Origin of the sequence: Nocardioides sp., from assembly GCA_037045645.1 — a bacterium.
Lineage (GTDB): Bacteria > Actinomycetota > Actinomycetes > Propionibacteriales > Nocardioidaceae > Nocardioides.
Window position 1 is genome coordinate 249,497 of record JBAOIH010000003.1, and the last position, 18,476, is coordinate 267,972.

Genomic DNA, 18,476 nt, shown 5'->3' on the forward strand with positions numbered 1-18,476 from the left:
GAGCCGGTAGTTCAGCCCACTCGACGCGCCTTGCGCTCCTTGAGGAGCTCCTGTTTGTAGTCGTGCGCATCAACCTGGATGGTGTGCCGCTTGCTGGCGACATACCGCTTGCGCAAGGCGTGGTCGTACGCCTGGATCTGCGACCGCATCTCTGCAAGCGATGGCAGCGACACCTCTCCCGCGATCAGGTCGGCGACCCAGTGTGCCTGCGCCTCGGCCAGCGGCATCACCGCACCGAGCGGCTGGATCAGACCGAGGAAATAGAGCCCCGGTCGCTCCGGCGCGACCACGCGGCGATAGAGGTCGATGTGGTTGTCGCGGACGTCGATCACGCCGCCGGCCAGGAATGGGAACGACACCTGATAGCCGGTGCAATAGACGACCACATCGGCCTCGACGGTCGAGCCGTCGGTGAACACCACCGTCGAGCCGTCGAAGCGCGCGATGTTGGGCTTCACGGTGATGTCGCCGTGTCCAAGCCGGGTCAGCAGATCGTCGCTAACGGTCGGGTGCGCCTCCAGAACGTCGTGATCAGGCTCGGGCAGGCCATAGTCGGTCACCTTGCCCACGGCGAGCCGCAGCATCGTCTTCATGCCGAGTTTCTGCAGTCGGAACGGCCCACGCGCCAGTGGCGAACTGGTCAAGTGATCGGTGGGCACCCCGAAGAGGAACTTCGGCAGGATGTGCGCCCCGCGGCGCATCGCGAGATAGGTCTCCTTGGCGTTGCGCGACGACTCCACCGCGATGTCGGTCGCCGAGTTGCCGATGCCCAGCACCACGACTCGCTTGCCCTGCAAGATGTCGGGCGTGCGGTAGTAGTGGGCGTGGATCTGCTCTCCGGGGAACGAGTCGCTGCCCGGGAAACTCGGCTCGGGCCACCGCGGACTCCAGTGGTGCCCGTTGGCGACGATGACGTGGTCGTACGTCCGACTCTGTGGCTCGCCGCCGTCGCGGGATCGGAAGGTCACGTCCCAGCGCGACCCGGCAGGCTCGACCTTGGTCACTTCGGTGCGGAGCGTGATCGTTTCGCGCAGTCCGAAGTGCTCGACGTAGTCGTCGAAGTACTGCGCGATCTGCCAGTGGCTGGGGTATTCGGGCAGGCTCGTCGGCATCGGGTACGCGGCGTACTGCATCGCCTCTCTGGACGTATTGATGTGCAGGCTGCGGTACGCGCTCGACACTCCGTTGTCGTTGTCGTAGCGCCAGTTGCCGCCGACCTGCGAGCCGAGTTCGAAGCAGTCGTACGCGATCCCGCGCGCCTTCAGCACCTGCATCGCGGTCAAGCCGGACGAGCCGGCGCCGATGATGCACACGCGAGGTTGAGTTCCCTGGGGCTGCTGGCTCACGGGCGCTGACTCTAGGCGAGACTTCATGCCATGGGGAACGAATCAAAGGCGATCCTGGTCACTGGTGCCTCTTCCGGGCTCGGCGCGGAGATGGCGCGACAGTTCGCAGATCTGGGGTACGACCTCGCGCTGTGCGCGCGACGACTCGACCGGTTGGAGGCGTTGCATACCGAGATCCTCGCCGCACACCCGGACCGGCGCGTGGAGGTGGCGGCCTGCGATGTCACCCATGACGACCCGTCGGACCCGGACTCGGTGTTCGGCGTCTTCAAGCGGTTTGCCGCCTCCTTGGGCCAACTGGATCGAATCGTCATCAACGCCGGTCTCGGCAAGGGCGCACCGCTGGGCACGGGTGGATATCGCGCCAACCGGGAGACGGCGATGACCAACTTCGTCGGCACGCTCGCGCAGACCGAAGCCGCGATGGAGGTCTTCCGCGCCCAGGGCGGGGGCCATCTGGTGATGGTCTCGTCGATGTCGGCGATGCGTGGCCTGCCCAAGACGATGACGACGTACGCCGCCACCAAGGCCGGGGTCGCCCACCTCGCCGAGGGACTGCGTACGGAGCTCTACGGCAAGCCGGGCTGGCAGATCACCGTGCTCTATCCGGGCTATATCGCCTCGGAGATGAACGACGGCGTGGCCGCGGCGCAGAACAAGATGATGGTCTCCACCGAGGTCGGCGTCGCGGCGATGGTGAAGGCGATCGAGTCTGAGACCGCCTCGGCGTGCGTACCCCCGCTGCCGTGGGCGCCGCTTTCGGTGGCGATGAAGTACGCCCCCCTGCCGGTCTTCAAGCGGATGATCTGACTTCGGTGGTCTAGACCGCCACGGGCCCCGATTCTGACCGCGCACGAACGCCCTTTACCTTCACCCGAACGGGTCTTCTCCGCAATCAGGTCTACTCACCAAAGGTCCTTGCCATGTCTTCACTTCCCACATCCCGCCGCAGTGTGCTCAACGGCGCCGCGTGGTCGGCCCCGGTCGTCGTGCTTGCCACGACCGCGCCGTCATTCGCCGCTGCCAGCGTGAGGGATCTGGCGTTGACTGTGGCCACAGGTGCGACCTCCTTCAGCACGAGTGGCTCCACGTCAGTGACGTTCACGGTCACGAACAACGGCACCCAGGCCACCACGAGTGGCAGCACTGTCGTGTCGGTCCCGAAGGTCACCGGTCTGACGTTGGCGCCGGGCTCGATGCCTTCCGGGTGGACGGTCGTCGACAACGGCACGTCCTACACGATCACCGGGCCCGACCTGGGCGTCGGCGCCTCCATTGCGCTGCCCTTCACAGCCACGTCCAACGCCCCGGGCAACTACACCGTCTCTGGGTCGGTGACCCCCATCACGGGCGAGACGACGACCACCAACAACACCGCATCCGCCCCACTGGCAGTGAATGGTGTCGTGGACCTGCAGGCTGAGATTGGCGCCTCTGCCACCACCATTCAAAAAGGTGCCCCCATCAACCTCATTTACACGGTCAGAAATGTCGGCACGCTGATCACCACCGGTCAGATCACCGTGAACCTCAACAAGCCCAACGCGGCGGGAACCTACACGGTTGCGCAAGCTCCTGCCAGCGGGTGGACGGTGACAGACATGGGGACGTATTTCCAATACAAGTCCCTTACGAACACGGCGATATCGCCAGGCACGAGCGTCATATTCAGCTACACATTCATCAAGACAGACGATAGAACTGGTACCACCTCGATCCGCACCCAGGCCTTGACCATCGGCGACGCCGTCAGCACCAACAACGCCATGCCAATGACTCTCACCTATATCTGATTTGCCGAGGGGTCACGAACTCAGCGATACGTACGCGTCTGGTCCCCGAACTGCGCATGCTCGTTGAAGCTCAGCAGCGTCTGCCCCGTCGAGCCGGTAAGCACCCGCGTCACGGACGCGTTCACGATCACCGGACACAGCCGCTGATAGGTCGTGAGGTCACCGGCGATCAGGTGCGTCGCCAAGACCGCGATCGGGCCACCGCTCGTCACGACCACGGCTCGTTCGTACGCCGTCGCGCGTTCGAGCGCCTCCAGACAACGTGACCAGAACGCCGCGAACGTCTCGTCGTACTCGTCGTCAAACTCCCCCGACTGCCAACGCTCGGTCGCCTCGTTGAAGTGGGCTTGGAACGCTTCGCGCGTGGGGGTCGACGGCGCAGCGAGTCGAGAGAGCACGTTGAGGTGATCCATCTCGTTCCAGGCGGCGTCGACCTCGAGGGGCGCCCGCCACTCGGCGGCCTGCGCCGCCAGGAGAGCCGTGTCGCGCTGGCGCCTCATCGTCCCGTGGATGACCACGTCGGGCGCGAACTCTCGTACGAACTCCCCGGTGATCGCGGCCTGCCGCTCCCCGAGCGGCGACAACACGTCGTAGTCGTCGGCTCCGAACGACGCCTGCCCGTGGCGTACGACCAGGATCCGCCCCATCAGGCGCTCGAGCCTTGCTCGCCAGTGAGGCGTCGACAGTGCGCTTCAAGCACCGCGACGGCGGGGCCGAAGATGGCGTACGCCGGGTTGGTCGTCTGCTTGTGGAAGTAGCGGTACCAGATCTGTTGGGCGATCACCGCGAGGCGGAAGTGCCCGAAGACCTCATAGAACCGCCACTGCTCGGGCGAGAGGTCATAGCCCATGCGTTCGCAGTAGTAGTCGACGATCTGCTGGCGCGTCCACATGCCTTCGGCGTTGGACGGCTGGCGGCGAAAACCTTGCATGAAGGGGTCGTCGTCGGCCTGGATCCAGTACGACGCCGAGCCGCCCAGGTCCATCAGCGGGTCGCCGACGGTAGCCATCTCCCAGTCGAGGACCCCGACGATTCGGCCGTTATCCACAAGCTCGCCGGCACTGTCGGTGGCCAGCACTACGTTGTCGAGCCGGTAGTCGTTGTGGATCAGCACCTGCGCGACGTCCGCAGGCTGGTGCTCGTGGAGCCAGGAGGTGATGTCGGACCAGTCCCCCATGTCGTCGGTGGTCGCGCGCGTCATCCGGTCGGTCCAGCCGGAGACCTGACGCGTGACATAGCCGTCGCCCTTGCCAAGGGCGGCGAGTGCGGGCACCGACGTGACATCAATGGAGTGCAACTCGATAAGCCCGTCCCAGAAGTTGCGACACAGGTCGCCCACCTGGGAAGGCGTGAGGTCCCACGGCAGGTCCTTGCGGCTGATCGCGCCCTCGACGCGCTCCATCACATAGAAGTCCGAGCCGATGACGGAGTCGTCCTCACAGAACCCGACCATGGCCGGCACCTGTGGATAGACCGGCTTGAGCGCGCTCTGGATGCGGTATTCGCGGCCCATGTCGTGGGCACTCTTCGCCTTCGCGCCAACTGGCGGGCGGCGCAAGATCAGGTCGCGGTCGGGATAGCGCAAGAGGTACGTCAGGTTGCTCGCGCCTCCAGGGAACTGCCGCACCTCCGGCAGGGTCTGGGTCGCGACGACGTCGCGGAACTCATCCGAGGCGTGCTGCTGCAGCCACGCGTGCACGGCGGCGACGTCGAAGGCGTCTTCCTCGCGCAGAGCCTTGGCGTCAGCAGCGGTGTCGCGTGCTGGCGTACTCACGACAGCGCCTCCAATCGGGCGGCCTGTCGGCGCATCTGGGTGTCGTACGCCGGCCGGTCACCGACCTTGAGGGCGTACGCCGCACGGGCCGCATCGTCGGGCAGGATCACGTCGTCGCCATTGTCGATGCCCTCCAGCACCGCACGGGCGATGTCATCGGCACCGAACGGGCTGTTGGCGACGAGGCCCTTGATCACCGAGCCGAGCGCTTCGTCGGCGCCGCGCAGGTCATCGACGAGGCCGGTGCGGAAGTACGACGGGCAGACCACCGAGGCGCGCACGTCGTACGGCGCGAGCTCGTGGCCAGCCGTCTCGGTCAGGGCGACGACCGCCGCCTTGACCGCGTTGTAGGAGCCCATCCCGGCCGGGTGTACGAGACCCGCGAGTGAGGCGACGTTGACGATGTGGCCGCTGCGCTGCGTCTTGAAGAGCGGGATGAACGCCTGCATGCCCTGGACGATCCCGAAGAGGTTGATCTCGGTGATCCAGCGCCATTCGTCGAGCCCGCAGACGTCGAGCCGACCACCGCCAGCGACACCGGCATTGTTGACCAGGATGTCGAGGCCGCCCCAGCGTTCGGCGACGGCCTGCTGCGCGGCAGACCAGTCGTCCGGGGAGGTGATGTCGAGGCGAAGGTCGACACCATCCGAGATGTCGGTGGTCAGCACCTCGTCTCCGCGGGCCCGGAAGGCGGCGGTGAGTGCGGCGCCGAGCCCAGCCGCTGCTCCGGTGATCAGGACGCGTCGCATGGGGGCGAGATTAGCGCCCCGCCTCTACGGCGAGAACTGCGGCCGCAGGGCGCGCCCTGGCGCCAAATGACCTCGCCAAGGCCGCAGTTCTTTGCGCGGTTCGAGGTCGACGCACACGAGGCGCCACCCCGCACGGGAGTGGCGCCTCGCAAGCAGCAAACGGATCAGGCCGGGAAGGACTCCCCTGCCGCCGCCATCTCGCGCAAGCGAGCGGTGGGAGCAAACCGGTCGCCGTAGCGTTCAGCCAACTCGTCGGCACGCGCCACGAAGGCCGCCAGACCGGTCTCGCCGGTCGGGTTGCCCTCGACGTCACGCGCGACGTACCCGGTCATGAACTGCGCGGCACCGCCGGTGTTGGCCGGGAAGCCGATGCCCATGATCGAGCCGATGTTGGCCGCAGCTGCCGACTCGATGACGCCCTCTTCGAAGCACTTCGCGGTCTCCAACGCCTCGGCGAAGAGCATCCGGTCCTTGATGTCTTGGAACGGGATCTGCTCGTCGGCGGGCGGGAAGAGCTCGGTCAGGCCCGACCAGATGCCCGCGCGCTGACCGTTGTCGTACTCATAGAAGCCAGCCCCGCGCAGACGACCGGCACGACCGGCCTCCAGCATCTTGTCGACCACGGCCGCACCGGGGTGGCCGGCGTACGCAACACCGTCACGCTCGGCGGCCTCGCGGGTCGCCTTGGCGATCTTGCCCATGAGTTCGAGGTTGAGCTCGTCGGAGAGCTGCAGCACCGGAGCCGGGTAGCCGGCCTGGGTGGTGGCGCGCTCGATGGAGTACGGACGTACGCCCTCGGCCAGCATCGCCATGCCCTCGTTGACCATGAAGCCGATGACCCGCGAGGTGTAGAAACCACGGCTGTCGTTGACCACGATCGGCGTCTTGCGGATCTGCAGCACCACGTCGTACGCCTTGGCGAGCGCCTCGTCGGACGTCTCTGCGCCCTTGATGATCTCGACCAGCGGCATCTTGTCGACGGGGCTGAAGAAGTGCAGACCGATGAAGTCCTTGCGCCGCGACTCGTCCTCGATGCCCTTGGCGAAGCTCGGTGATCGGCAGCGTGCTCGTGTTGGAGCACAGCAGCGCGTCGGGGTTGATGAACGGCATGATCTCGGCGAAGACCTTGGCCTTCAGCGCCGGGTCTTCGAAGACCGCCTCGATCACCAGGTCACACCCGGCGAGGTCCTCGGGCGAGGCAGTCGGGGTGATCTTGGCCAGCAGCGCCGCGGACTTCTCCTCGGTGAGCTTGCCGCGCTCGATGCCCTTGAGGTTGAGCTTCTCGGTGTACGCCTTGCCCTTCTCGGCGTTCTCCAGCGAGACGTCCTTGAGGACGACCTCCATGCCCGCACGCGCGCAGACGTACGCGATGCCCGCGCCCATCATGCCTGCGCCGAGCACGCCGACCTTCGTACCCTTGAACTTCTCCACGCCCTGCGGGCGCAGCTTGCCGGCGTTGATCGCCTGCAGGTCGAAGAAGAAGGCCTGGATCATGTTCTTGGCCTGCTGGTTGACGATCAGGCTGGTCAGATAGCGCGACTCGATCCGCGACGCGGTGTCGAAGTCGACCTGCGCACCCTCGACGGCCGCCGAGAGGATCGCGCGCTGGGCCGGGAAGTCGGCACCCTTGAGCTGCTTGCGCAGCAGGGCCGGGAAGGCGGGCAGGAAGGCCGCCAGGGCCGGGGACTTCGGGGTGCCGCCGGGCATCTTGTAGCCCGCGCGGTCCCACGGGTTCTTGGCCGCGTCCTCGTTGTCCTTGTTGGCCAGGATCCACGCCTTGGCGGCGGGGATCAGCTCGTCCTGGGTCGCCACGACCTCGTCGATGAGCCCCTTCTTCAGCGCACCCTGCGGGTCGAACTGGGTGCCCTGGAGCAGGACCTCCATCAGCGCGGACTGCAGGCCGAGCATGCGTACGACACGCGTCACGCCGCCGCCACCCGGCAGCAGACCAAGGGTGGCCTCGGGCAGGCCGAGCTTGATCGAGCGGTCGTCCACGGCGATGCGGTGGTTGGTGGCCAGCGCGATCTCGAAGCCGCCGCCGAGCGCGGCGCCGTTGAGCGCAGCGACGACGGGGCGGGGGTACGTCTCCAGTCGACGCAGGCCCGCCTTGACGCCCTCACCCATCGCGAACACCTCGGAGGCGTCGTCAGGAGTGGTCAGCATCATGTTCTTGAGGTTGCCGCCGGCGAAGAAGGTCTTCTTCGCGCTGGCGATCACGACACCGGCGATGTCGTCGACCTCGGCATAGAGGCGGTCGACGGCCTTGTCCATCGACTCCTTGTAGAGGTCGTTCATGGTGTTGGCCGACGCGGTCGGGTCGTCCATCGTCAAGGTGACGATGCCGTCGGCATCGCGGTCGTAGCGGACCGCGGAAGTGTTCTCAGTCATCTGTTCAGTCCCTCTCAGACCAGTTCTACGATCGTCGCGATGCCCATGCCGCCGCCGACGCAAAGCGTGGCCAGTCCCCGCTTGAGGTCGCGGCGTTCGAGCTCGTCGATCAAAGTGCCGAGGATCATCGCGCCGGTCGCACCCAGCGGGTGACCCATCGCGATCGCGCCACCGTTGACGTTGGTGATGTCGTGGCTGATGCCCATGTCGCGCATGAAACGCATCGCCACAGCGGCGAACGCCTCGTTGATCTCGAAGAGGTCGATGTCCTCGACCTCCAGGCCCGCCTTGGCCAGCGCCTTGCGCGCGGCCGGAGCAGGTCCGGTGAGCATGATCGTCGGGTCGGCGCCAGAAACTGCCGTGGCGAGGATCTGCGCGCGCGGCTTGAGGCCGAGCTGTTCGCCGATCTCCTCGTTGCCGACCAGCGTCAGCGCGGCACCGTCGACGATGCCCGACGAGTTGCCCGCGTGGTGGACGTGGTTGATCTTCTCGACCCAGTGGTACTTCTCCAGCGCCACGTCGTCGAAGCCCGCGTCAGCGCCGATCTGCGCGAAGGACGCCTTGAGCCCGGCGAGCCCCTCGGGCGAGGTGTCGGGGCGGATGGTCTCGTCCTGTTCGAGCACGGGGACACCGTTGAGGTCCTTGACCGGGACGACGGAGCCGTTGAAGTAGCCGTTGGCCCACGCCTTGGCGGCGCGGTGGTGGGACTCGGCGGCGTACGTGTCGACGTCCTCGCGGCTCCAGCCTTCGAGCGTGGCGATCAGGTCGGCGCCGATGCCTTGGGGTACGAAGCCGGTCTTGAGCGCGGTGGCCGGGTCGGAGGCCCAGGCGCCACCGTCGGAGCCCATGGGTACGCGGCTCATCGACTCGACGCCACCGGCGATGATCAGGTCTTCGAAGCCCGAGGCCACGCGACCCGCGGCCTGGTTGACGGCCTCCAGGCCGGAGGCGCAGAAGCGGTTGAGCTGCACACCCGCGACGGTCTCGGGGTAGCCAGCAGCGAGCGCCGCGGTCTTGGCCAGGTCGCCACCTTGATCGGCCACGGGCGACACGATGCCGAGCACCACGTCGTCGACGCGGTTGACGTCGAGGTTGGGGTTGCGCGTCTTGAGTTCGTCGAGCAAGCCGACGACGAGCTCGACCGGCTTCACCTCGTGGAGGGAGCCGTTGGCCTTGCCGCGGCCTCGGGGCGTACGAATGTGGTCGTACACAAATGCTTCTGCCATGACCGTCCTTATCTCAGTACAGCTGGGGCAACGGCGCGCGAGAGCCGCGCACGGTTGTCCGATGATTGTGACACCGATACTGTCACAATCTCCATGACGTGTGGGACGGCTCACGCGACCGCCCCGAGAGGCGCTCAGAGGAAAGGGGGGTCCGCGATCACTGCCACGGCTCAAGCACCCGCTGACGACGACGGCCTGCTGACCCTCGAGCAACTCACCGAGCGGGTCGGGATGAGCGTGCGGAACGTACGGTTCTACACCTCGCGCGGCCTCGTACCCCCACCACTGCGGCGTGGTCGGGTCGGTTATTACACCGCCGATCACGTGGCGCGCCTCGGGCTCGTGCAGGAGTTGCAGTCACACGGCTTCACGTTGTCGGCGATCGAGCGGTACGTCGCGCGCATCCCCGCCGACGCGACCCCGGAGAACATCGCCTTGCACAAAGCGATGCTGGTGCCGTGGCAGGCCGCGACCTCGGTGTCGATGAGCGGACCCGAGTTGCAGCGGCGCGCCGGTCGTACGCTCTCCAGCGAAGACCTCGAGACGCTCAGCGCGCTCGGGGTGATCAGCGCCAACGGCTCGCGCTGGGAGGTCGAGGTAAGCCAACTCCCCGTGGGTCTCGGACTGCTGGAACTCGGGTATCCGCTCGAAGCCGCGCAAGCCGCAAGCGAGATCTATCAGCGCCATGGGCGCGCGATCGCCGAGGAGTTGTACGAGCTCTTCCGCAAGCAGGTCTGGCCGCACTACCGCGAATCCGGCGCCTCGCCCGAACGGATCCAAGAGGTCGTCGAGCGTCTCAAGCCGCTGTCGATCGCGTCGCTCGTGGATGCGTACGAGGCGGGGATGGACCAGACGCGGCGCGAGAGCATCGCGCGCCGCGCCACCCGCTGAGGGCTCACGAACTCTTGGCGAGGGCTCACGAACGCTCCACCCTTTCGGGCATTGGGCGTTCGCGTCCGCGCTGCTTTGCTGGACAGTCCATCGATCCACAAGGAGCAGTCATGGGACTTGGCGACAAGATCAGCAACGAGGCCGAAGAACTCAAAGGCAAGGCCAAGGAGTCGTACGGCGACGCGACTGATAACGAGTCGATGCAGGCCGAGGGCAAGGCCGACCAGGCCAGTGCCGGCGTGAAGCAAGCCGGCGAGAAGGTGAAGGACGCCGCTAAGGACCTCAAGGACGGCTTCAAGAACTGAGTCAGCAGGTATTTCGCGCGAGTCAGGAGATCTTTCGCCGACTCGGCGGGGATTTCTGCTGACTCGGCGGGGATTTCTGCTGACTCAGCGGGCGTGGAGTTCCACGAACCGTCGCAGCAGGAGGGGCGGGGCGGTGATGTCGTACGCCTGAGCGCGCGCGACGATCGCCTCGCCCTCCTCGGGCGCGAAGTAGCCGTGATGGCGATAGACCTCGACGCGTAAGGCGAGTTGTTCGAGGTCGAGTTCGGGGTGGAACTGGGTGGCGTACACGTGGCGCCCCAGGCGGAAGCCCTGCACCGGGCAGGCACGTCCCGACGCCAACAACACCGCGCCGTCCGGCAGTCGTGACACCGCCTCCTTGTGGCCGAGGAAGGCGTCGAAGTCACGCGGCAGGACGCCGAAGAGCGGGTCGTCCACGCCTTCGTCGGTCAGTGTGATGGGGGCGGCTCCGACGGGTTCGGCGTACGTCCGGTCGACCACCCCGCCGCACTGGACTCCCAGAGTGCCGATGCCATAGCAGGCCCCGAGGAAAGGGAAGTCCGCCTCGATCACCCGCCGGCACAGCGTGTCCAGTTCGGCCTCGACCCGCACCTGCTCTGGCGATTTCGACGAGGCCGGATCAGACACGTTGAAGGGTCCGCCACCCAGGATGAAACCCGAGATCGACGCGAGGTCGAAGTCAGGCAGCGATTCGCGTTCCAGTCGCACCCGGAGCAGCGATTCGGGAGTCAGTCCGGCGAACCGGCGTACGGCCTCATATTCACCGTCGGCAACGGTATCGTCGGCTCGAGTCCCGAGGAAGACGAAGGGCAGCGAGTTCACTCGGGCCGCAGGTGGCGCCAGGGCAGGGCCAGGTCGAAACGACGCCCGGAGAACTCGGTCGGGGTGATCTCGACGACGTTGTACTTCAAGGTGTTGACCCAGGGTCGGAGCGGGACGTTCTCGGCGCGGTGCGCTTCGTCTTCCTCCAACAGCCGCGCGGTGCCGCGCACGATCACACTGGTGGCCTGGTGCTCGTCGTACTCATCGGCCTCGAAGGCGATGTCGGGGTTCATCACGACGCCGAGCAGCTTGGAGCCCTCGGCGGTGCGGAAGAGCAGTGTGCGCTGTCCGCTCTGCTTGTCGACCGCGAAGTTGATGGGGGTGATGTGCACCTGCTCGGCGAGGTGGAACGCGAGTCGTCCGAACTCGTGCGACTGCAGGAAGGTCCAGCACTCGTCGTCGGACAGGATGTGGACGGGGTTCTCGTCGTTCATGGCGACGCTCCTCGGTCGATGGTGGCTCTTGATGACAAACTTACGACGCTGCGTAGTCCAAGCAAAAGGCGCTCAGGCTTCGAACGCCGCACCGGCCTCGACAAGGGCATCCACGCCCTCGATGCCCCAGGCTGCGAGCGCTTCCCGAGTCGCGGATCCGGGTCCTCCCGCGGGGCGCGAGATGGTCGCGGGCGTACGCGAGAAGCGCGGCGCGGGGGCGGGCTGGACGATGCCGGCCTCGGTCACGAAGGTCTCGCGCGCCGCCAGGTGCGGGTGCGCGATCGCCTCGTCGTACGGGAGTACGGGACCCACGCAGGCGTCCGTCGCGTCGAAGATCTCGGCCCATTCCGCCTGGGATTTGGCCTTGAACGCGTCGGTGAAGGCCGCGCGGATCACGGGATAGTTCGCGGGGTCGTTGCGATCGGGCAGGTCTTCGAGCCCGAGCAGACGGATCAACTCGGTGTAGAACTGCGGTTCGAGCGAGCCGATCGTCATGTGTCGGCCGTCGGCCGTCTCGTAGATGTCGTAGTACGGAGTCCCGCCGTCGAGCAGGCCGCTCGCGCGTCGGTCCGTGGGGGCGCCGAGCGCGGCGAAGGTGGCAGCCATCGCGTTGAGATGCGCCGTGCCGTCGACGATCGCGGCATCGACGACCTGACCCTGGCCGCTGGTGCGCGCTTCCAGCACAGCAGCCAGCACCCCGATCACCAGGTAGGTCGAGCCACCGCCGAAGTCCCCGACCAGGTTGCTGGGGAAGTGTGGTCTGGCCTTGTCCTGACCGAGGCCGAAGAGAGCGCCCGTGATGCCGATGTAGTTCATGTCGTGTCCGGCCGCCTGAGCCCATGGACCGTCCTGGCCCCACCCGGTCATCCGGCCGTACACCAACTTCGGGTTGAGCGCGTGACAGTCCTCAGGGCCGAGGCCGAGCCGCTCGATCGCGCCAGGGCGCATGCCCTCGATGAGTACGTCGGCCTCTGCGACGAGTTGCTTGACTGTCTCGATCGCCTTGGGGTTCTTCAGATCCATGGCCACGCTCGGACGCGACCGCGTCATCACGTCATGCTTGCCGCCGCCGAACATCCCGCCGCCCGGACGCTCGATCCGGATCACGTCGGCGCCGAGGTCGGCCAGGATCATGCACGCGTGTGGTCCAGGACCGATGCCCGCGATCTCGACGACCTTGATGCCCTTGAGTGGCCCGGTGCCCTGGCCCAGTGCGTACGTCATGGGCGCGATTGTGGCAGGGCGGGCTGGTCCCCTTGCGGGGTAGTCCAGTGCGAAATGGTCGTGTTTGCTGCCGGCGGACGACCATTTCGCACTGGACTACCCCGAAATTTCAGGAGAAGCGGCGCAATCGCAGCGAGTTCGTCACCACGAACACACTCGAAAACGCCATCGCCGCACCAGCCAACATCGGGTTGAGCAGCCCGGCCGCGGCGACCGGGATCGCCGCCACGTTGTAGGCGAACGCCCAGAACAGGTTTCCCTTGATCGTACGCAGCGTCTTGCGAGAGAGCCGGATCGCGGTGCTCGCCTCAGCCAGGTCACCCTTGACCAAGGTCAGGTCGGACGCCTCGATCGCGACGTCGGTCCCCGTACCCATCGCGATACCCAGGTCGGCCTGGGCCAGCGCTGCTGCATCGTTGACGCCGTCGCCGATCATCGCCACGACACGGCCCTCGTCTTGCAGGCGCTTGACGACACGCACCTTGTCGGCGGGCATGACCTCGGCGATCACTTCGTCGATGCCGACCTCGGCAGCGACCTGGCGGGCCACGGTCTCGTTGTCGCCGGTAAGGAGGACCGGCCGCAGACCGAGTTCTTTGAGGCGTTGTACGGCCACTCGTGACGAAGCCTTGATCCGGTCCTCCAGCAGGATCAGTCCGCGCGCTGCGCCATCCCAGCCGACGGCGACGACCGTACGACCCTCTCGTTGCGCCTGCTCGAAGCGTTCCTGCAAGTCGGCGGAAAGGTGCTGCGATCGGTCAGCCAGCAAGCGTGGTCGGCCGACGAGGACGGCGCGCCCCTCGACGTTGCCTTCGACGCCGAGCCCGTCGAGATTGGCGAAATTCTCGGGAGTCGGCAGGTCGCCGTTGTCGAGTGCGGCGCGGACGATGGCGGCTGCGATCGGGTGCTCGCTGCCGGATTCGAGGGCACCCGCGAAGCGGAGCACCTGATCGCGATCCTCGACAGCAGCCACGTCCACCACACCCATCTCCCCGGTGGTGACCGTGCCGGTCTTGTCGAGCACAGCAGTGTCGACGCGGCGGGTGTCTTCGAGCACCTCGGGGCCCTTGATCACGATGCCCAACTGAGCTCCGCGACCGGTGCCCACCATCAGCGCCGTCGGCGTCGCGAGGCCGAGGGCGCAGGGGCAGGCGATGATGAGTACGGCGACCGCGGCGGTGAACGCGGCCGCTGCTCCGGCTCCGGCCAGGAGCCAGCCGCCGAGGGTGAGCAGCGCCAGCACCATCACGACCGGGACGAAGACGCCAGAGATCCGGTCGGCCAGGCGCTGCACCTCGGCCTTGCCGTTCTGCGCGTCCTCGACCAGACGGGCAAGCTGGGCCAGTTCGGTTTCGGCGCCGACTCGGGTCGCTTCGACGACTAGCCGCCCGCTGGCGTTCAGCGTCGCGCCGGTCACGGCCGACCCGGGCTGGACCTCGATCGGCACGGGTTCCCCCGTCAACATCGATTCGTCGACGGCCGAGCGGCCTTCGACGACCGTGCCGTCCGTGGCGACCTTCTCCCCCGGGCGTACGACGAAGTGGTCGCCGACCTGGAGTTGCTCAGCCGCGACCGTCACCTCGCGTCCGTCGCGCAGCACGGTGACCTGCTTGGCGCCGAGTTCCATCAACGACTTCAGCGCCGCACCCGCTTGACGCTTGGCCCGGTGCTCGAGCCAACGCCCCAGCAAGATGAAGGTGGTGACGCCGGCGGCAGCTTCGAGATAGATGTAGGACGTCGCCATCCCCCGCTCGGGGCGCAACTCGAAGCCGTGCGTCATGCCTGGATGCCCGGCCATCCCGAAGAACAGCGCATAGAGCGACCAGCCGAAGGCCGCCAAAGTCCCGACGCTCACCAGCGTGTCCATGGTCGCGGCGCCGTGACGCGCATTGGTCCACGCCGCCTGGTGGAACGGCCAGCCGCCCCAGACCACCACGGGCGCGGCCAGGGTCAACGACAGCCACTGCCAGTTGGTGAACTGCAGCGGCGGGATCATCGCCATCGCGATCACCGGGATGCTGAGGATCGCGGAGATGACGACGCGCTGTCGAAGCGGGTCGCCTTCGGGTTGGTCTGGCTGCTCTGGCTGATCGAGCGAAGTCGAGGTGACCCCGTACCCCGCCTGTTCGACGGTCTGCACCAACTGCTCCCGGCTGACGGTCGGGGCGTACGCCACCTTCGCCTTCTCGGTCGCGTAGTTGACCGTCGCCGTGACGCCCTCGATCTTGTTGAGCTTGCGCTCGATCCGGTTGGCACACGACGCGCACGTCATGCCGGTGATCGCGAGTTCGACCTCAACTGGTTGCTTTTCGCTCATGCCAGCACGTAGCCGGCCTCCTCGACCGCAGCGCGTACGGCTGCCTCGTCGAGGGGCTCGGCGGAAGTGACGGTGACGGCACCGGTCTCCACGACGACGTCGACGTTCTCGACGCCCGCGATCTCGGAGATCTCTTCGGTGACCGAGGCGGCGCAGTGTCCGCAGGTCATGCCGGTGACGGTGTAGGTGTTGGTGGTCATCTCGTCCCCTTTCAGGACTTCACGAGCCTGGCGATGGCCGCCGAGGCTTCCTTGAGTTTGGCGTCGAGGTCGTCGGCGTCGGCATTGCGTACGCAGTGGTCGAGGTGGTCGTCGAGCAACATCAGGCTGACGGCCTGAAGCGCCTTGGTCATCGCGGAGATCTGCGTGAGGACGTCGATGCAGTACTTGTCGTCCTCGACCATCTTGTGCACCCCGCGCGCCTGGCCTTCGATGCGGCGCAGGCGTTTGAGGACAGCATCCTTGTGGCCCGCGTGGTGATAGCCGTGGTCGGTCATGCTTGCATGATACCCCCGTGGGGTATATCCGCGCTGCAATGGTGCGTAGTCCAGTGCGAAATGGTTGTGATTTCGCGAGTGGGGCGACCATTTCGCACTGGACTACCCAAAGAGGCGGGCTGGGCCCCCGATTTGTCCGCTCAACCCCCGATCAGGCGGGCAGCACCCGGCGCAGGAACTGCCGCGTCCGCTCCTCGCGCGGGTTGCTGAACAACTCCGCCGGCGGCCCGGATTCCAAGATCCGCCCGGCGTCGAGGAAGCACACGGTCGTGGCTACATCTCGCGCGAACGACATCTCGTGGGTGGCCAGGATCAGCGTCGTGCCCTCCCGCGCGAGCTCGCGTACGGCCTCCAAGACGTCGCCGACCAACTCCGGATCCAGCGCTGCGGTGATCTCGTCGAGCAGCAACAACTTGGGCCGGCAGGCGAGAGCGCGTACGAGTGCCACCCGCTGCTGCTGGCCACCCGAGGGCCGGTCGGGATGCTTGTCGCCGTGTTCGGCCAGACCAAACCTCGCCAGCAACGCGCGCACCTCGGCCTCCACCTCACGACGCGACCGGCCATGCACGCGTACGGGCGCCAGGCACACGTTGTCGAGCACGCTCAGATGCGGAAACAGGTTGTAGGCCTGGAAGACCATCCCCATGTCGCGGCGTACGGCCTTCATGTTCACCCGCGGGTCGGAGATCTCGACACCGTTGAACTCGATGATGCCGTCGTCGATGTGTTCAAGCAGGTTGATACACCGCAGCAGCGTCGACTTGCCCGACCCCGACGAGCCGATCAGGCAGACCACTTCACCCGACTCGACGCTCAGGTCGATGTCGTGCAACACGACACGTTCTCCGTACGACTTCCGCAGATCACTCACGTGCAGAAGGCTCATCGCGCGCCCGCCCTCTCCCGCTCGGCATAGCGCCGCTGCAGCCAGTCGGTGAACCGCGCCATCGGCACGGTCAGGGCGATGAAGAACAGCGACACCACCACGAACGAGGTGTAGTTGAAGTTGTACGACGCGTAGTCGCTGGCGGCGCGGGTGGCGTCCCACAGCCCGACGACCGTGACCAGTGCGGTGTCCTTCTGCAGCGAGATGAAGTCGTTGAGCAGTGGGGGTACGACCCGGCGTACGGCCTGCGGCACCACCACGTGGCGCATCGCCTGGGCGCGGGTGAGGCCGAGCGTCTCGGCGCTGGCCAGCTGCGACGGGTGGATCGACTCGATACCGGCCCGGAAGACCTCCGCGACGTACGCGCCGTACGACAACACCAGCGACACCAGGGCCCAGAAGAACAACGAGGTCGGCATCCCCTGCAACTGCAGCGCCGGCATGCCGAAGCCCATCAGCAGCACCAACAGGATCGTCGGGATGCCCCGGAAGATGTCGGTGTAGACCACAGCCAGCAGCCGCAGCGGCGCCAGCCACGGCGAACGCGCCTGACGACACAGCGCCACGGCCAGCGCGAGCACGAGGATCAGCGGCTCGGCCAACAAGAACAGTTTGACGTTGACCCAGAACGCCTTGAGTACATCACCGAAGACCGCGCGGGCGTGCTCGACGTTGAAGAACGTGATCTTGAACGTCTCCCAGCCCGGGCTGCTGGTGGCCACGAAGGACACCAGCGCGATCACGCCGATCGTGACGAGCGAGGCGATCGTCAGCGAGCGGCGCCGCTGCGAAATGCGTACGGCGCGACGTTGTAGTTCGTGCTGACTGGGTGCCCAGGCATCGCCCGGGAACGGGTCGACCGTCAACGATCAGCCGATCACTCGATGACGGGGACGCCGACGGTGTCGGAGAGCCACTCCTGCTCGATGCTCTCCAAGGTGCCGTCCTCCTTGAGCGTGGCCAGCGCGGTGTTGACGCACTCGACGAGGGGGTTGCCCTTCTCGAAGAGCAGGCCGAACTCCTCCTGCTGACCCGTCTCAGGCTGGAACTGCCCGATGATCTTGCCCTTGGGGATCTCCACCGCGGTGATGTAGAACGCCGTCGGCAGGTCGGCAACGATCGCGTCGAGCTGGCCGTTGTTGAGGGCCTGCTTGGCGGCGTTGGTGTCGTTGAAGACCATCGGCTGCGCGCTCGGCTTGATGACGTCGCGGATCGCGGTCAGCGACGTGGTGCCGGTCTGGGCGCCGAGCTTGAGGTCGGCGAGCTCGGAGAGGGAGGCGACCTTCGCGGCCGGGCTCTTCTTCAAGGTGATGATCGCCTGGGCCGCCGAATAGTAGCCGTCGGAGAAGTCGACGACCTTGGCCCGCTCGGGGGTCACCGAGATCTGGTTGATGTCGAAGTCGAAGTCCTTCTTGCCCGGGGCGTACGAGTTGTTGAAGGGCACCTTGATCCACTTCACCGCGTCGGCCTCGTAGCCCATCTGCTGAGCGACCGCGTACGCCACGGCCGACTCGAAGCCCTTGCCGTTGCTGGGGTCGTCGTCGCTGAACCACGGGTCGTACGCCGGGCTGTCCGTGCCGACCGTCAGCGTGCCTTCGGTCTTGACCTTGTCGACGGCGCAGGTGGCGGCGTCGTCGCCCGCGGCAGCGTCGGCGGTCGTGGTCGTGTCCTTGGCTGTGCTCGCCGGATCCTCGGTGGGCGCGCAGGCAGTGAGCGCGAGGGCGAGCGGGACGGTGGCGGCGAGGGCAATACGGGTCAGGCGCATGCGCGAATCGTACGGCCAGCGGGCGGCGGTGGAGTCCCCGGTCAGCCGGTGACTTTCACG

General features: G+C 66.7%; 19 protein-coding genes and 1 pseudogene. 4 read left to right on the forward strand and 16 right to left on the reverse strand.

Going from position 1 to position 18,476, the window contains the following annotated elements; all coding sequences use genetic code 11:
• Nucleotides 1–11: 11 nt before the first annotated feature.
• Nucleotides 12–1,346, reverse strand: coding sequence for an NAD(P)-binding domain-containing protein (locus tag V9G04_13005; protein ID MEI2714173.1), 1,335 nt, complete (start codon nucleotides 1,344–1,346; stop codon nucleotides 12–14).
• A 30-nt stretch (nucleotides 1,347–1,376) separates the two neighbouring features.
• Between V9G04_13005 and V9G04_13010 the strand changes: the two genes are divergently transcribed.
• Nucleotides 1,377–2,156 carry an SDR family oxidoreductase gene (locus V9G04_13010; protein ID MEI2714174.1) on the forward strand — a complete coding sequence of 260 codons (780 nt, stop codon included), beginning with the start codon at nucleotides 1,377–1,379 and terminating at the stop codon, nucleotides 2,154–2,156.
• Nucleotides 2,157–2,269: 113 nt separating this feature from the next.
• Entirely contained in the window at nucleotides 2,270–3,139 is an 870-nt protein-coding gene (locus V9G04_13015) for a hypothetical protein (protein ID MEI2714175.1), read from the forward strand.
• A gap of 20 nt (nucleotides 3,140–3,159) precedes the next feature.
• Here the strand turns inward: V9G04_13015 and V9G04_13020 are convergent, their stop codons facing one another.
• From V9G04_13020 to V9G04_13045, 6 genes and pseudogenes are all read right to left on the reverse strand, one after another.
• On the reverse strand, nucleotides 3,160–3,786 hold the full coding sequence (locus V9G04_13020; GenBank protein ID MEI2714176.1) for a histidine phosphatase family protein: 627 nt from the start codon (nucleotides 3,784–3,786) through the stop codon (nucleotides 3,160–3,162).
• Entirely contained in the window at nucleotides 3,786–4,913 is a 1,128-nt protein-coding gene (locus V9G04_13025; protein ID MEI2714177.1) for a phosphotransferase family protein, read from the reverse strand. Before V9G04_13025 ends, V9G04_13020 begins: the two co-directional genes overlap by 1 nt.
• Nucleotides 4,910–5,662 (reverse strand): SDR family NAD(P)-dependent oxidoreductase, encoded by a 753-nt coding sequence (locus V9G04_13030; protein ID MEI2714178.1) that lies wholly within the window; start codon nucleotides 5,660–5,662, stop codon nucleotides 4,910–4,912. Before V9G04_13030 ends, V9G04_13025 begins: the two co-directional genes overlap by 4 nt.
• Before the next feature lie 164 nt (nucleotides 5,663–5,826).
• A complete protein-coding gene (locus V9G04_13035) occupies nucleotides 5,827–6,633 on the reverse strand; it encodes a 3-hydroxyacyl-CoA dehydrogenase family protein (GenBank protein ID MEI2714179.1) in 807 nt (268 codons plus the stop codon).
• A 91-nt stretch (nucleotides 6,634–6,724) separates the two neighbouring features.
• Nucleotides 6,725–8,050, reverse strand: a pseudogene (locus V9G04_13040) (3-hydroxyacyl-CoA dehydrogenase NAD-binding domain-containing protein).
• Between the two features lie 14 nt (nucleotides 8,051–8,064).
• Complete coding sequence (locus tag V9G04_13045) at nucleotides 8,065–9,276, reverse strand: acetyl-CoA C-acetyltransferase (protein MEI2714180.1); 1,212 nt, start codon at nucleotides 9,274–9,276, stop codon at nucleotides 8,065–8,067.
• Between the two features lie 93 nt (nucleotides 9,277–9,369).
• Here V9G04_13045 and V9G04_13050 point away from each other — a divergent pair, with 93 nt between their 5' ends.
• On the forward strand, nucleotides 9,370–10,167 hold the full coding sequence (locus V9G04_13050; GenBank protein MEI2714181.1) for a MerR family transcriptional regulator: 798 nt from the start codon (nucleotides 9,370–9,372) through the stop codon (nucleotides 10,165–10,167).
• 110 nt (nucleotides 10,168–10,277) lie between these two features.
• Nucleotides 10,278–10,472 (forward strand): CsbD family protein, encoded by a 195-nt coding sequence (locus tag V9G04_13055; protein MEI2714182.1) that lies wholly within the window; start codon nucleotides 10,278–10,280, stop codon nucleotides 10,470–10,472.
• 84 nt (nucleotides 10,473–10,556) lie between these two features.
• Here V9G04_13055 and V9G04_13060 read toward each other — a convergent pair whose 3' ends face one another.
• The 9 genes from V9G04_13060 to V9G04_13100 form a co-directional block, all read right to left on the reverse strand.
• On the reverse strand, nucleotides 10,557–11,294 hold the full coding sequence (locus V9G04_13060) for a glutamine amidotransferase (protein ID MEI2714183.1): 738 nt from the start codon (nucleotides 11,292–11,294) through the stop codon (nucleotides 10,557–10,559).
• Nucleotides 11,291–11,728, reverse strand: coding sequence for a pyridoxamine 5'-phosphate oxidase family protein (locus V9G04_13065; GenBank protein ID MEI2714184.1), 438 nt, complete (start codon nucleotides 11,726–11,728; stop codon nucleotides 11,291–11,293). The genes V9G04_13060 and V9G04_13065 overlap by 4 nt, the downstream gene beginning before the upstream one ends.
• 72 nt (nucleotides 11,729–11,800) lie before the next feature.
• Nucleotides 11,801–12,952, reverse strand: coding sequence for a CaiB/BaiF CoA-transferase family protein (locus tag V9G04_13070; protein MEI2714185.1), 1,152 nt, complete (start codon nucleotides 12,950–12,952; stop codon nucleotides 11,801–11,803).
• Nucleotides 12,953–13,061: 109 nt separating this feature from the next.
• Complete coding sequence (locus V9G04_13075) at nucleotides 13,062–15,269, reverse strand: heavy metal translocating P-type ATPase (protein ID MEI2714186.1); 2,208 nt, start codon at nucleotides 15,267–15,269, stop codon at nucleotides 13,062–13,064.
• The gene (locus V9G04_13080; GenBank protein MEI2714187.1) at nucleotides 15,266–15,469 is read right to left on the reverse strand and encodes a heavy-metal-associated domain-containing protein; all 204 of its coding nucleotides are present in this window, start codon (nucleotides 15,467–15,469) and stop codon (nucleotides 15,266–15,268) included. The genes V9G04_13075 and V9G04_13080 overlap by 4 nt, the downstream gene beginning before the upstream one ends.
• 11 nt (nucleotides 15,470–15,480) lie before the next feature.
• Entirely contained in the window at nucleotides 15,481–15,765 is a 285-nt protein-coding gene (locus V9G04_13085; protein MEI2714188.1) for a metal-sensitive transcriptional regulator, read from the reverse strand.
• A 151-nt stretch (nucleotides 15,766–15,916) separates the two neighbouring features.
• Complete coding sequence (locus tag V9G04_13090; GenBank protein MEI2714189.1) at nucleotides 15,917–16,651, reverse strand: amino acid ABC transporter ATP-binding protein; 735 nt, start codon at nucleotides 16,649–16,651, stop codon at nucleotides 15,917–15,919.
• Nucleotides 16,648–17,517, reverse strand: coding sequence for an amino acid ABC transporter permease (locus V9G04_13095; protein ID MEI2714190.1), 870 nt, complete (start codon nucleotides 17,515–17,517; stop codon nucleotides 16,648–16,650). The genes V9G04_13090 and V9G04_13095 overlap by 4 nt, the downstream gene beginning before the upstream one ends.
• A gap of 11 nt (nucleotides 17,518–17,528) precedes the next feature.
• Complete coding sequence (locus V9G04_13100) at nucleotides 17,529–18,416, reverse strand: ABC transporter substrate-binding protein (GenBank protein ID MEI2714191.1); 888 nt, start codon at nucleotides 18,414–18,416, stop codon at nucleotides 17,529–17,531.
• Nucleotides 18,417–18,476 lie beyond the last annotated feature (60 nt).